The sequence below is a fragment of the Lactobacillus laiwuensis genome (assembly GCF_019972835.1).
In the GTDB taxonomy this organism is placed as follows: domain Bacteria; phylum Bacillota; class Bacilli; order Lactobacillales; family Lactobacillaceae; genus Lactobacillus; species Lactobacillus laiwuensis.
Window position 1 is genome coordinate 139948 of sequence record NZ_BPPB01000005.1, and the last position, 14322, is coordinate 154269.

Annotated in this window: 12 protein-coding genes; 11 read left to right on the plus strand and 1 reads right to left on the minus strand. The window is 33.6% G+C overall.

Translation table 11 applies throughout. The features are described 5' to 3' along the window. Positions 1-87 precede the first annotated feature (87 nt). The 8 genes from LDM92_RS05050 (at position 88) to LDM92_RS05085 (ending at position 8873) form a co-directional block, all read left to right on the plus strand. A complete protein-coding gene (locus LDM92_RS05050; RefSeq protein WP_223902303.1) occupies positions 88-2757 on the plus strand; it encodes a sigma 54-interacting transcriptional regulator in 2670 nt (889 codons plus the stop codon). A gap of 67 nt (positions 2758-2824) precedes the next feature. Next, the gene (locus LDM92_RS05055) at positions 2825-3313 is read left to right on the plus strand and encodes a PTS sugar transporter subunit IIB (protein WP_223902304.1); all 489 of its coding nucleotides are present in this window, start codon (positions 2825-2827) and stop codon (positions 3311-3313) included. A gap of 52 nt (positions 3314-3365) precedes the next feature. Further along, the gene (locus LDM92_RS05060) at positions 3366-5489 is read left to right on the plus strand and encodes a glucosidase family protein (protein WP_223902305.1); all 2124 of its coding nucleotides are present in this window, start codon (positions 3366-3368) and stop codon (positions 5487-5489) included. 1 nt (position 5490) lies between these two features. After that, on the plus strand, positions 5491-5970 hold the full coding sequence (locus LDM92_RS05065; protein WP_223902306.1) for a PTS sugar transporter subunit IIB: 480 nt from the start codon (positions 5491-5493) through the stop codon (positions 5968-5970). Continuing rightward, positions 5970-6764: a PTS mannose/fructose/sorbose/N-acetylgalactosamine transporter subunit IIC gene (locus tag LDM92_RS05070; RefSeq protein WP_373868647.1), complete on the plus strand. Its 795-nt coding sequence runs from the start codon at positions 5970-5972 to the stop codon at positions 6762-6764. The genes LDM92_RS05065 and LDM92_RS05070 overlap by 1 nt, the downstream gene beginning before the upstream one ends. Continuing rightward, complete coding sequence (locus LDM92_RS05075; protein WP_373868648.1) at positions 6742-7581, plus strand: PTS system mannose/fructose/sorbose family transporter subunit IID; 840 nt, start codon at positions 6742-6744, stop codon at positions 7579-7581. Before LDM92_RS05070 ends, LDM92_RS05075 begins: the two co-directional genes overlap by 23 nt. A gap of 9 nt (positions 7582-7590) precedes the next feature. Further along, positions 7591-8007, plus strand: a complete 417-nt coding sequence (locus tag LDM92_RS05080; protein WP_109586931.1) for a PTS sugar transporter subunit IIA — start codon at positions 7591-7593, stop codon at positions 8005-8007. 158 nt (positions 8008-8165) lie between these two features. Continuing rightward, positions 8166-8873: a DUF975 family protein gene (locus LDM92_RS05085; protein ID WP_223902308.1), complete on the plus strand. Its 708-nt coding sequence runs from the start codon at positions 8166-8168 to the stop codon at positions 8871-8873. A gap of 172 nt (positions 8874-9045) precedes the next feature. Here the strand turns inward: LDM92_RS05085 and LDM92_RS05090 are convergent, their stop codons facing one another. After that, positions 9046-9279, minus strand: coding sequence for a hypothetical protein (locus LDM92_RS05090; RefSeq protein ID WP_223902309.1), 234 nt, complete (start codon positions 9277-9279; stop codon positions 9046-9048). 149 nt (positions 9280-9428) lie between these two features. Between LDM92_RS05090 and LDM92_RS05095 the strand changes: the two genes are divergently transcribed. The 3 genes from LDM92_RS05095 to LDM92_RS05105 are packed head-to-tail and all read left to right on the plus strand — an operon-like array spanning position 9429 to position 14126. Then, the gene (locus LDM92_RS05095) at positions 9429-10736 is read left to right on the plus strand and encodes a PTS sugar transporter subunit IIC (RefSeq protein WP_223902310.1); all 1308 of its coding nucleotides are present in this window, start codon (positions 9429-9431) and stop codon (positions 10734-10736) included. Continuing rightward, a complete protein-coding gene (locus LDM92_RS05100; protein WP_223902311.1) occupies positions 10729-11595 on the plus strand; it encodes an alpha/beta hydrolase in 867 nt (288 codons plus the stop codon). The genes LDM92_RS05095 and LDM92_RS05100 overlap by 8 nt, the downstream gene beginning before the upstream one ends. Next, complete coding sequence (locus LDM92_RS05105) at positions 11595-14126, plus strand: excinuclease ABC subunit UvrA (RefSeq protein WP_223902312.1); 2532 nt, start codon at positions 11595-11597, stop codon at positions 14124-14126. Before LDM92_RS05100 ends, LDM92_RS05105 begins: the two co-directional genes overlap by 1 nt. Positions 14127-14322: the final 196 nt, after the last annotated feature.

The following is a 14322-nucleotide window of genomic DNA, read 5'->3' on the forward strand; positions in this document are numbered from 1 at the left end:
CCGATGTTGGTGGAACTAGGCTTTTTGTATACATGAAAATAATGATAGATACATTTATAATGAGCAATAAAAATATAGGGGTTTTATATGAGCAATTTACGGGAAAAAGTATACACATTTGTAGAAAAAAACACAGAAAATTCTGAAGTCTGGCATCAAAATAATGCAAAGAAAATATCTGATCACTTTAATTGTAGTAGAAATTTGGTTTCACAATATTTAAATGAGTATTGGGAAAAAGGAGTTTTTGGAAAAATTGTTTCAAGGCCAGTACTCTTTTTCAAATTGCCACAAGTAGAGATTAATGCTAAAACATTTAAAAGCCTTCATGCGGCCAAAGTGTGGAATAGTAGCCACTCGGTTAGTCCTTTAGATGCCATTATTGGTAGTGAAAGAAGCTTATATCAAATAATCAGTCAAATTAAAGCGGCTATCCAATATCCCCCTCATGGCTTACCTATTTTGATAACTGGTGAAACTGGAACAGGAAAAAGCTATTTGGCACAGGTTATATACAAGCATTTACAGAAAATGAAATTTATAGCTAAAACTGCTAAATTTGTTTCAGTTAATTGTAGTGAATATTCAAACAATCCGGAACTCTTTTTATCAAATTTTTTTGGTTACGTGAAGGGTGCTTTTACTGGTGCTACACAAAATAATAAAGGCTTAGCAGAAATAGCTGATGGAGGGGTTTTATTTCTAGATGAAATTCATTCATTAAGTAAAGAGTGTCAAGAAAAGCTTTTTCAGTTTATGGATACCGGCAATTTTCATAGGCTTGGTGATAATGAGCACTGGTTTAAATCAAACTGTAGATTTGTGTTTGCTACTTCTGAAAATCCTGAAAGAAAAATCTTACCGACATTATTGCGTAGAATTCCTGTGAAAGTTTTTCTTCCAGCTTTTAATAAAAGAAGTGAACAAGAAAAGAAAGAATTGATCCAGTTTTTCTTAAAAAATGAACAAAAAAAGATAGGTAAAAAGCTTAATGTTACTAACAATTTGGTCAATTTTTTAATACATTATACTTTTAAAGGGAATGTAGGCGATTTAAAAAACGTAATTCAACTTTCTTGTGCAAATGCTTTAATACAACAAGTTGAAGAAAGTGAATTAAAAATCACATTAATGGAGTTACCTGAAAAAGTGGGTTTTGAAAATTATAATGAATTAAAAAACACTAATAATTCTCGTTTTATTGCAGTCAGCGACTTAACCAAAAATGATCAAAAGAATTCAATAGAACATATAATTACAGATTTATACGCAATAGATATCAAAAAGAAATCCAGTGAAAATCTGTTTGACTGTTATGAGAAGTATTTTAAAAAGCGGTTTATCAATATTTCCATTTCTGATAGTGAAACATTAAATAGTTTTTTTGGACTTAAATTTCAACAGTTTACTAGGCATATTGAAGATGACTACAAGATTAGTGTTGATACATTTTTTTACAAAATTATCTTATATTTATTTGATAAAAATAACTATCATTATGACTTTAAGGAAGTTGATTTTCAGAAGTGGTCTGATTTTAAAAATGATGTTAATCAGTATTTGGGATATGAGGTTGGCTTAGTAAGAGAATTCAAAAATGAAGTAGATTTGACGTCAAATGAGGGCGAAGAGTTACTATTTATAATATTGTTCAAATTGATGGTTGAAGAACATAAGTCTCAAAAAAGATTGTCGCTGATTGTTGCCCATGGTGCTAATACCGCTTCGTCAATTGCACAAACGGTTAATACTATGGTTGGTGATTATATTTTTGATGCTATCGACATGTCACTAGATGTTACTAGTAAAGAAATTGCTCTACGTGTCAATAATTATTTGAATAAAAGAAAAAGTTTTACGGACTTATTGCTTCTAGTTGACATGGGATCGCTTGAAAAAATATCATCACAATTGGAAATAAGTAATAATAAAAATTTTGCTTTAATAACTAATGTATCTACTGGAATAGCTTTAGATGTCGCAAACCAGATAAAACTAAAAGTTGATACAGCTTCAATTGTACAGAATGTGAAGAAAAATCAAACAATTGAGGTATTCTTTCAAAAATCTGTTAAAAAACAAGATATGATCGTTTGTACTTGTGAAAGTGGATTAGGAACAGCCATGAAATTAAAACAGATAATGGTAAAAAGTTTTCCTAAAAATTCTAAAATAGTAATAGATTCCTTTGATTACTATTCCATTGCTAAAGAGAATTACATTTCGGAGTTACGAAAAAATTATAATATTTTGTTTATAGTGGGAACATTAGATCCTCAAGTTAAAGGAGTAGCCTTCTTTTCAATAGAAGACTTGATTTTAGGTATAAATGTTAAAAAAATAACTAATAAATTAGCTGTTTATTTTGATCAGAAGCAGCTTGAGACTATTAATAATAATATTTTAAGGAATTTTAGTCTTACCAATTTAACGGATCAACTAACAATTTTGAATCCAACGAAATTATTAGAACAAGTGACGGATGCAATATATATTTTACAAACGAAACTAAATCTTTCTTTAAAAAACAATACTTGTTTTGGCCTGTATATTCATATTTGTTGTTTAATTGAAAGATTGGTCATGCAAAAAGGGATGGCAGATGAAATAAACTTAAGTAAAACAAATAGTAATGAATTTAAAAATTTTTATAAAGCATTTAAGAACTCATTTACTGTCGTTGAACAGTATTATAGTGTCGAAATACCAGAAATAGAAGTAAAATATGTCTATGACTACATCAAAGAAGCTTGCTAGATCAAGCTTCTTTTTTTTGGCACAGTTTTTGCTTATATAAAAGTGTAACGTCTTTGGAGGTTTTCTTATGACTGTTGTAATGGCGAGAATTGATAACAGATTGCTTCATGGAATAATTGTCACACAATGGGCGCCAATTTCTAATGCTAACCGAGTTATGGTAATAGACAATGATATTGCGTCTGATGATATAGCGAAAGCCAGTATGCGTTTAGCTCGTCCAGTACATATGGCTGTTTCAATTATTTCTGAACAAACTGCTTTAAGAAATTTTACTAATGGACAATATAATCGTGAAAAAGTATTTGTAATTGTAAAAAAGCCAGATATTATTTTACGTCTCTTAAACGAAGGAATAGAAATCCCTTCATTAACTATTGGGTCAACGATTATAAGAAAAGATGCTGTCCGGCTTTCTAGTAGAGTATTTGCAACAAAGGAGGAACTTGAAATTTACCAGAAATTAGCACAAAAAGGTGTGGCGATTTCCGTTCAGTATGTTCCCGCTGATAAGCCTAAAGATATTACCGCAAAAATAAATGAAGAAGGGTTGTGAAATAATAGTTGAATTTGTTAATTAGCTAAATTAATTAAGAAAGTAGTGATAGATGAAAATGTACTCAAACATAATTAATGAAACCATTAATCCCAATTTTAATATTAGTTTTATAAATAAAAAATTTAAAACAACTAACAATTTTAGTTATTTTAAAAACAATTTAAATGAAAGAATAAGCTCTTTCTCTTATGATGTGTCAAATCAAAAAGTTTTAGGAAATATAGATATATATGGAGAAGTAAAGCAGCTAAATTTTTTTCAAGGAAATTTTTATGTAGAACAAAAGCCAGGTGTATGGGTTCATAAGAAATATACTACATCAAAGAATTTACACTTCGCAGTAATCATAAACGGAAAACAAATTAAATTTACTGACAAAAATCATAATTTTGATACTGACTTAATTGCGGACTCTTTACCAAGGTTCATTCATAGGTATCAGGAATATAACATTGCTCTAATGCCTTTCTGTCCGATTCTGAAGGATAAAAAGCCTAGTATGCTCATATATCAGATATATATTGAGAACTTAACTGATCAAGACTTAATTATTAACCAGTTTGAAATACCAAAATATCAAAACAAGTATTCAGATCAGTTTAATGTCATAGTGGCTCAAGACAATCTAGTTAATGAAAATGTTAAGCCGCATGAATGCAAAACTTTTTCCATTGGACTAATTGATCCCAATGCTTACAGTGAAATCAATATCTTTGAAAAAGCCGATACAGTTAAATGGCTAAAAGATACAATTGAATACTATAAGAATATTTACGGGGATTTGCAACTGGAAGATAACAGGTTGCCGCATCTCTTTAATCGTGCAATATATCAAAGCCTATCGGCTTTTGCAGAGAACCAAAAAGGAGAAAGCGTTGGTAGTCATTGGGGAAGTACACCTGCAACTGAACAAATTTGGAACAAGGATATGTTTTATTCGACATTGCCTTCCGTTTTCTTTGATGCTAGATTATGCCAAAAACAGATTTTATGGTTTACCAAATACGGTGTGAGATTCAAGAGTAAGAAATTTAAAGGTGGGATAGAACATTCTTTAAGTAATTCTATGTCAGCAATTATTCTTGCAGGACTTTATTATGAGTATACTAATGATCTTTCATTTTTTGTAAATCATCCGGTTATATTACAAAAAGCTCGCCAAATTATAGATACAGAAATCAGCACGAAAGTTCCAGGAGATGTGATGCTCTTTTCCTCTACTTGGATTAGTGATGCTTATTCATTAGGTAAATATCATACTGGTAGCAATATCTGTTTTTGGAAGGCATGTGATTCCCTAGCAAGAATCTATCAAGGTTTAGGAAAATTAGAACTTGCAAACTATTATGAAAAAATGGCCCGCAAAGTAAAAAAAGCCATTTTAGAAAATATGACTTTTAAAGGCCATTTTGGGGAACAGTTTTTGGAAGGAATTGGGGATCAAGAAAAAGAATTTTATGACGTCAATAATTATGATAAGCCGATTTTAAATCAAGGTATGATTTTTCTGACTGACGTTATTAAGGACCAAAAAATAGATTTAAAAATGCATGATGGTGAAGAATCAGACACTACGATGATTCCTTTTTACGGTTTTTTAGACTTAAAAGATCCGAAATATCAAAATTCTATGAAATTTGCTGCAAGTACCTATAATCCAACCTATGGAGCAAATATTAGAGGAATACGTTGGGGAGATAAGTCCGGTGCAACCTTCCCTGGCTTCATCACTGTTCTTATGGGTTTTATCAATGATAAAGAACAAAGAACAAAGCAACTAAATGAATTATTACATCTGTCTGACCTTGATGGTTCATGGTGGTGGTGGCCATACGCCATTAATGGCAAGCCTGGAGATGTTTATAGAGATATTGGCTGTGGTAAATGTGGTTGGGCCTCTGGAACATTCGTTAGCTTATTTGTTACACAATTTTTAGGCATACAAGTAAAAAACAACACTTTAACTATACAGCCACTGTCGCATTTTAATTATTGTTGGGAAAATGCCCATATAGGCAATATAACAGCAAATATTAGTTGCCACGATAACGAAATAATAATTACAAATCTTTCAGGCCATGACATAAATATCAGTCAATGTAACGAGAGTGAGCAATATTTGTTGCAATTAAAGGATAAAAAAACTGTGAGTTTCAAAAGAAGTGAGAAGTAGTATGACAGTAGTATTAGCAAGAGTTGATCAGAGACTGGTTCACGGAGTAATAGTTAATGCTTGGTATCAGTACTTACAAGTCAACAGATTTATGGTTATTGATGATGAAGTTAGTAAAAATGAAAATATGAAATCAAGCATGAGAATTGTGAAGCCGACTGGTACAGGAATGTCAATAATTGACACTGAAAAAGCGCTCAATAATTTCAAAGCTGGAAAATATGATAATCAGCGAGTACTTGTTCTGGTAAAAGAGCCAGAAACTATAGTAAAAATGCTTGATGCAGGGATCAAAATACCCAAGGTGAATTTAGGAATAATTTTTAAATCGGAGGATCGTACGCAACTCACTAAATTTATTGCATTAAATGAAAAAGAAAAAGCTGATTTAAATAAAATACATGAGTATGGTGTTCCGATAAAATTACAATTTGTTCCTAATGATCCTGAGAAAGATTATTTCGATAAAAAAGGAGAATAATAATGGAGATTTTACAAGATATCCTGATCATTATTTTAGCTGGATACATGACTATGGATGAAGATGGGATAGTTTTATTGACCTATTTTCCCGTGATAGTCGGTTTGGCTACTGGATTAATTATGGGTGATTTACACACAGCTATGGTTGTTGCAGGTACATTCCAGTTAATGATGTTAGGAGTCGCAGCTTTAGGAGGAGCTTCGGTTCCTAATTATGGGCTAGCAACTATTGTAGGTGCATTTGTCGCCATTAGAACAGGTACAGGTTTAAAAACTGCCATCGCTGTCGGCATACCTGTTGGCTTATTAGCAATTCAGTTAGAAGTTTTACGCAGAATTATTGCCAACTTTGTTGCTCATAAAATGCAGTCTCTTAATGAAGAAAAAAAGTGGAAGCAGATGTTACGTTGGGGATACGCAGGTCCCGTTTTATGTTTTGTAGAGACAGCTTTGCCTACAGCAATAGTAGTTTTAGTTGGACCAGCTGCAATTAAAATGATTTTGAAATTTATACCTACTTGGATAACAGACGGATTAACAGTTGCCGGTGGCTTATTACCTGTAGTTGGTATTGCAATGTTGTTACACTATATGCCAGTCAAAAAGTTTTTACCTTTTCTAGTTGCGGGATTTGTTTTGGCAGCTTTTATCAAAATACCAATAATTGGTATAGCTTTATTAGGTTTAGCAGCAGCATACTGGTACTTTAATTCTGAGATTGACAAGAATAAATACAGCAAAAACCAAGCAGTAGCTAAAAATGATACAACTGGAGAAGATTATGATGAATAAAAATGTTGAAAACAAATCAAGCTACCACGTTACAAAAAAAGATTTGACGTGGGCATCGTTACGATTTAACTGGATATGCGTAAATCTATTTAATTATGAGTCACAACTAGGTCCCTCACTAGTATGGTCTATGGCTCCACTATTGCGGAAAATTTATCCGAAAGACTCAGATTACCAGGCCTCACTAAAAAATCACTTTAACTACTTTAATACTACTCCGTATTTAGCAAATATAGTGCTAGGTACCACGGTAGCTATGGAAGAAAAAGATGGAATCAAGGCATTGCCAACAGTTCAATCTTTTAAAACGAGTATTATGGGTCCGTTAGCGGGTATTGGTGATACAATATTCTGGGTACTTTGGCCCACTATTATGGGATCAATTGCTGGATATATGGCTTTGCAAGGCAATCCGCTTGGAGCAATAATTTGGTTTTTAGTTAATATTTTATTTAATGTCATGAAGGTCTGGCTGTACCATGTTGGCTATTCATCTGGAACAAGACTAATTGACACTTTAGGAGATAAGATAAATACTTTTACCGAAGCTGCATCAGTAATGGGGGTCACAGTTATAGGTGCCTTAGTTGCTACAGTAGTTAAAGTTTCAGTACCATATGTCTTTAAGTTTGGTAAAGTATCAATGAATATTCAAACAGACATTTTAGATAAAATAATGCCAGCATTATTACCAGCTCTGTTTACTTTCTTTATTTATAAATTATTGGATAATAAAAAATGGACTCCGACAAAGATTATATTTTTAGTAATTTTAATAGCACTCGGTGGAACATTTTTAGGAATTTTTAAAGCTTAAGGTTATTGAATGGATAGAAAAATTGTAATTGCTTCACATCATGCTATGGCTAAGGGTATTGAGGATACTCTAAAGTATTTGACCCATACAGATCTTGATATTTGTGTATTATGTGCATACATGGAAAACAAAAAAATTGATTCAGAAGTTGCAAATGTAATGAGTAAATTTAAAAAAGAAGATGAGGTCTTCATTTTTACGGATATTGCATCTGGTAGTGTGAACCAAAAATTTTATAAATATATTAATCGACCGCATACCCACATAATAGCTGGAATGAATTTGCCTATTATAATGAGTATAGCTTTAAATAGTTCGCAGGAATATTTTAGTGAAGAAGCAATCAAGAAGTTAGTTAACCAAGCAAAAGACTCTTTGGTTTATGTTAACCAGAGTAAAAAAAGCCTGGATAAAGAAGACGAATAAATGTAAGTTTCTATAATGTGGTCAGTAATGGTGGCACAAACACTGTGTGAGCTTAGTTCCGATGTTGGTGGAACTAGGCTTTTTTAGTGTTTTCTTTGCTATCTGTGATTGCTAGGGGGTAGAATATATTTAATATATACTAGATAAGGAGATAAGTTATGAACAGAGCAGAACTAAAATTAGAAGCTAAGAATCAACTGCGTCATAACTGGGGCTGGGCTATTAGTATTGGTTTCGTAATGACGCTATTTGTTGGTTTCTTTTTTGCCAGACCAGTAGTAAATGGTTCGCTTAAGACTGTGAATAGTGTGAATGATGTCATGGGAACTGGCTCAATTGATTCGCTGTTTAAGCCAGCATTTTGGGCAGGACAATTTGGTCCTGATACGGGATTAACCATTATTGGCAACTTTTTCATGTTGAGTATGGTGGTCACTTTCTTACACTTTGCTCGTGGAGAAAGACTAGGCTTTTTTAAAGGTATTTTTTCTGCTTTTACTGATGGCCGGTTTGTACCGGAATTTTTGAATTATCTTTGTGGGTATATTTTTCAATTTCTGTGGTCTCTATTATTAGTTATCCCAGGCTTAATTAAGTCTTATTCTTATGCCATGACGCCATATATTGTTAATGACTTAGTAGAAAGTGGACAAGAAGTTCACGCAACAACAGCGATTACTGCAAGTCGCCAGTTAATGAACGGGCATAAATGGGAATTATTTGTATTAAATTTAAGTTTTATTGGCTGGTATCTTTTGAGTGTACTAACTTTAGGCATTGGTTATATTTGGTTAGTTCCTTACGAGCAGACAACTAAAGCTAATTTTTACCGCAGGCTAGCCGGCGATCGTTATTTAAAAAAATAAATTGAGAATAAACTAAAAGAGTCTGGGAAAAAAGTGTTCTTTGCAGTTAAATTAAAAAATTTCACAATTTAAAAAGACCGACAAATCAACGTTTTATTGACGTGATTTGTCGGTCTTTTTTAGTTAGGTTAGAGTTTTTTCCCAGACTCTTTTTAAGTGTCCATTTAAAAAATTAGTATTTGTTCAGGTCTTCAATACTCTCCTGAAACCATTTGCCAGCATATGTAGAGTTGAAATCATCGGTCTTTTTAAGGGCTTCTTTGATTTGACTGGAATTCAAGTGATCCATCAGGTATAGCTTTAATGCCTTGTTAATTAAGTCATTAAAATCGGTATCATTAACTTCTAAATATTTTTCTGTTAACTTTGCTACTTTTTCAGTTAATTCGATTTTCTTTCTGCTCATTTTTAAACCCCTTAAAATATACATTCATTATACCATTTTATTCATAACTAATAAGAAAAAATAATTAACGGCATAAAAAATAGCTAGCAATAAAAAAATAGAGTATTATTTTATTTTAAATACAATATTCAATGTTAGGATCAGAATTAATGAAAGAATTTACTATCGATATCGTAGCACGTATGCAGGAATTTTCTTTTTTTCGTGCGACAAGGCATACCATGGCAATACTGATGCCGATTGCAGTGGTTGGCTCATATTTTAAGCTGTTTAATGATCTGATTTTTACACCCAATGGACTGATTTATAATATTTTTAATTTAGATACAGTTTTATTAGATCACATTTGGTATGGTGGTTCTTTTGTATGTCGCGGAATGGTAGAAATTACTTTTGGTGTTTTTGGCGTCTATGCCAGTTATTTTATGGCCCGTTATACTGCACGGCTTTACCATAAAGATTCAACCATGGCCGGCTTAACAGCGGTTTTAATTATGCTTTTTTGTTCATATGCATCTAGTAGTGGTCGTAATGCCCGCATGCCGTTTACTGCCAGTTTGTTACAAATTAATGCGGTTTTTATAGCCTTAATTATAGGATATTGTGTGGGACAAATATTTCATTTATTAGGGAAAGATTTTTCTTACGTAAAAGATGAAGGCACAAAAGTAATTCAAAAAAGGGCAGGGGATGCTGTTTTACCTAGTGGTATTTCATTAATGCTGGGCATTCTTTTGGGTATTTTGATATATGAACTACAACTTAAGTTGCTTAACTCTGCCAGTTTTAATGAAATTGTCAGTCGAGTTCAGACAACTAATAATTTTGGCGAAGTATTAATACTCTCCGCCGTAATTACCTTTTTAGACTGGCTTGGGATTGGTTATCCGTTGCGGTCTTTATCGGGAACGGTTAACAATGCTTTCACCGCTGAAAACTTAACTTATACATTAAAACACGGTAATTCTTGGAATGTGCCGTATAAATATTTGGGCAGTTCACTCATTAACAGCTATGGCATAATGGGTGGTGCTAGTGTTGCTTTAGCTGTGATTGTGTTGCTTTTGATAAGGCGAGGTAATAGAGAAAATGAAATAAATGCTAAAATTAATTTATTGCCAGCTGCTTTTGGTTCTACCTTAGGGTTTACAATTGGTTTGCCTTTAATCTTAAATCCTGTATTCATATTGCCTAGTGTTTTAATTCCGATTATTAATATGACCTTGGCTGCTTTTGCTATTAGCGTACATATTATTCCTGTTAGTGTTTATCAAATATTAAAAGGAACCCCGGGAATTTTAGTTTCATTTTTCGGTACTAATGGTAATTGGCCAACGCTGATTTTTACATTACTGCTGTTTCTGTTAGATATAATTTTGCTTTTGCCAGTAATTAGAATTAATGAAAAAATCGGAATAAGAATTGCTTATCAGAAGAAGGAACGATCAGATGCGTAAAAATCCTAATTATAAATGGTTAGTCTTGGTCATAATTGTTTTAATTATGCTGGCTGTCCCCAGTTTCTTTTGGATGAAAAAGGATAATAAATCAAGAGCAGAACTTAGCAAGTCGCTGCTTTCGCCTGTAATAATGGTACCTGGTTCCAGTGCTACAACTGAACGTTTCAATGATTTAATTGATGAGTTGAATAAAACTACTCTCAATAGACACAGTGTAATAAAAATTAAAGTTTCACGTGAAGCAAAACTAACTTACAGTGGCTCTATTGGTAAAAACGATTTGGAGCCCTTTATTATTATTGGCTTTGATAACAATAAAGACGGTTATACAAATATTAAAAAACAGGCAAAGTGGTTGGATGTGGCATTTGAATCACTAATTCAAAACTATAAGTTTAATAATTTTAAAGCGTTTGGTCATTCTAATGGTGGTTTAATTTGGACTTATTGGCTGGAACATTATTATTCTGAATATTCTGATAACATTAAGATAAAGAAGTTAATGACTTTAGGAACTCCTTATAACTTTACGGAAAGTAATATTAATAATCGGACGCAAATGCTAGCAGATTTTATTAAAAATCGCGAAAAACTACCACCATTTTTAAAAGTTTATTCTCTTTCTGGGGGCAAAAATTATGAATCAGATGGGATCGTACCCGAAACAAGTGTCGCGGCCGGAAAATTTATTTTTCAAAATCAGGTCAAGAACTATACTGCAATAACAGTTACAGGTGAAAAAGCTGATCATTCAGACTTGCCGCAAAATAAGCAGGTAATTCAAGCAATCAGGCAATACTTGTTGAAGAAACCCAATAAGCCATTAAAGCCAATTAAAAGAAAGGATAATCATTAATGAAGTACCAAGAACAACCGTCAAAAATTGAAGTTATCGGTGGTAGAGTTAATAATCTCAAAAATATTAACGTTAATATTCCCTTACATAAATTTGTAGCCATCTCTGGCTTAAGCGGTTCTGGAAAATCCAGCTTAGCAATGGGTATTCTTTATTCAGAAGGTGCTAGACGTTATCTTGACTCTCTAGCAGCCTATACTAGGAGACGAATTAGCCAAGTTGGTCGTGCACAAGTAGATGAAGTCAAGCATATCCCTTCAGCATTGGCATTAAGGCAGCGACCGGCTGTTCCTGGTGTGCGTTCGACCGTTGGCACAGTGACAGAAGTTTTTAATATCCTACGACTAATTTTTTCCCGATTAGGTTCACCCGTATGTCCTAATGGTCACAGAGTTCCACCAACCATAAAAATTGCGGAAGCAATGGATTTAACTGGGAAAGCAATGGGTCGCTTGACGTGTCCTACATGTGGCATACAATTTTATGCTTTTAGTGCTGAAGACTTTGCGTTTAATTCAGATGGTGCGTGTCAAAAATGCCAGGGTCTAGGAACGGTTGAGCAGATTGATGATAGTAAGATTATTGCTGATGAAAATTTAACGCTTGAAAAAGGTGCGGTAGCCACTTGGCAAATTCCTGGTCGAAATTGGATGTGGCGCATTGCCCGTGAATTAGGTGTACGTACTGATATCCCATATAAAGAGTTGAATGCTAAAGAAAAAGACATTGTCCTTCATGGTAAAGAGCGAAAAGTTCCCATTGACTTGCCAACTTCAACTGGTCGGGTTTATCACCTTGATGCGCTATATGAGAATGCCTATAATGCGGTGGCTAACTCGCGTAAAACTACGAAGTCGGAGCGAGGATTGCAAAGAATTAACTCTTTTTATAAATTTAGCACTTGCCCACGCTGTCATGGCTATCGGATTGATCCTAGTCGCTGGCAACAGTTAGTTGCTGGCAAAAATATTGTTGAAGCTGAGAAACTGACTTTAGGTGAATTAGAGCAATATATGGATGAAATTTTAGCATGTTTGCCACAAGACATGCAGGACTTAGCAGCAAATTTAACGGGTGAATTGCTGCATCAAGTAAAACCTTTATTAAAATTAGGACTAGATTATTTGAGCATAGATAGACAAGCAAGCAGTCTTTCCACTGGGGAACTTCAACGTATCCAGCTTGGTAGAACGCTACGCACCGAAACTACAGGAGTGCTCTATGTTTTAGATGAACCATCGGTCGGCTTACACCCAGACAATGTAGCCGGGCTAATTGACGTATTTCATGAATTGGTTAATCAAGGCAATTCTTTAGTTGTTGTTGACCATGAAACTGCCATTATTAATGCGGCTGATTGGGTGATTGAAATTGGTCCAGGTTCAGGTAGTCAGGGTGGAAGAATTATTTCCCAGGGAATACCTAAAGAGATAGAACATGACAAAAGATCTTTGATTGGGCCTTATTTAACAGGTAAGGCACCACTATTTGTTCGCCCCAGGGCTGATAAAAACCAAATTTTTAAACGCGGCAAAGTAGAACTTGATGTTACTGAACGTTTTAATTTAAGAAACTTGCATGTGCAAATACCTGTCAATCGTTTAACTTCTGTTACTGGATTTTCAGGTGCTGGTAAAACTACTTTAATTCTTGATTCCTTAATTCCAGCGCTTAAAGCACAGAAAAATCAAAATGATGGGCCTAGTTGGGTTAAGAACTTAAAGAATGGTGACATTAAAAATATAGTTAGTGTTGATTCTACGCCAGTTGGTAAAAATCAGCGCTCAACTGTTGCAACATATACAGATGTTATGGACAACTTGCGTAAGCTTTTCGCCAAACAACCATTGGCTAAAAAGTTAAAATATCGCGCATCTCATTTTTCATATAATAATAAAGAAGGTGCATGCCCTGCATGTGGTGGTACAGGTGTGATTGCACTTGATATTCAATATTTACCTGACATGGTTGAAACATGCTCTGTCTGTGGAGGCCATCGTTTCAATCAAAAAGTTTTGCAGGTAAAATGGCACAACTTGAGTATTGCTGATGTTTTAGATTACTCAGTAGATGATGCCTTAAAAGAAGAAATTTTTCAAGAAGTGCCAAAAATTAATAAAACAATTACAACATTGCGTGACATGGGATTAGGTTATCTTCATTTAGGAGAATCTACTCCGGCTTTGTCAGGAGGAGAAGCACAGCGCTTAAAATTAACTAGCCATATTCATCAAAGACAAAAAGGTACTTTATTTGTTTTTGATGAGCCAACAGTAGGTTTGCATGCACAAGATGTTAGAACCCTCTTACAAGTGTTTCAAAGACTGCTTGAACAAGAAGGCACTATTATTACTATTACGCATGACCTGGATATTATGGCTAACAGTGACTATATGATTGATATGGGACCTAGAGGAGGACAACAAGGAGGAAAAATTATTGCAAGTGGTGTACCTGTGGATATTTCTCGAAAATCTAATAGTTTGACTGGTAAATATTTAGCAAAGCAGTTTAATTTATATCAAAAATAGAAAGCAAAAGTCCTAAAAGTAGCCATTAATGTAACTTTTAGGGCTTTTTTGCTTCGTGTGGAAAAAATTCAAATCCTGTGGAAAAAGTTAATCAAAACTATTGCTTTCTGTGGATAACCTGCTATAATATTATATGTAAGCAATTAGCAGTCGAACGCTACGAGTGCTAATTACAAATTTATAACCTATCAAAGGG

Coding starts and splice junctions, on each gene's coding strand:
- LDM92_RS05050 (WP_223902303.1), top strand. CDS start 88: ATGAGCAATTTACGGGAAAAAGTATACACATTTGTAGAAAAAAACACA.
- LDM92_RS05055 (WP_223902304.1), top strand. CDS start 2,825: ATGACTGTTGTAATGGCGAGAATTGATAACAGATTGCTTCATGGAATA.
- LDM92_RS05060 (WP_223902305.1), top strand. CDS start 3,366: ATGAAAATGTACTCAAACATAATTAATGAAACCATTAATCCCAATTTT.
- LDM92_RS05065 (WP_223902306.1), top strand. CDS start 5,491: ATGACAGTAGTATTAGCAAGAGTTGATCAGAGACTGGTTCACGGAGTA.
- LDM92_RS05080 (WP_109586931.1), top strand. CDS start 7,591: ATGGATAGAAAAATTGTAATTGCTTCACATCATGCTATGGCTAAGGGT.
- LDM92_RS05085 (WP_223902308.1), top strand. CDS start 8,166: ATGAACAGAGCAGAACTAAAATTAGAAGCTAAGAATCAACTGCGTCAT.
- LDM92_RS05090 (WP_223902309.1), bottom strand. CDS start 9,279: ATGAGCAGAAAGAAAATCGAATTAACTGAAAAAGTAGCAAAGTTAACA.
- LDM92_RS05095 (WP_223902310.1), top strand. CDS start 9,429: ATGAAAGAATTTACTATCGATATCGTAGCACGTATGCAGGAATTTTCT.
- LDM92_RS05100 (WP_223902311.1), top strand. CDS start 10,729: ATGCGTAAAAATCCTAATTATAAATGGTTAGTCTTGGTCATAATTGTT.
- LDM92_RS05105 (WP_223902312.1), top strand. CDS start 11,595: ATGAAGTACCAAGAACAACCGTCAAAAATTGAAGTTATCGGTGGTAGA.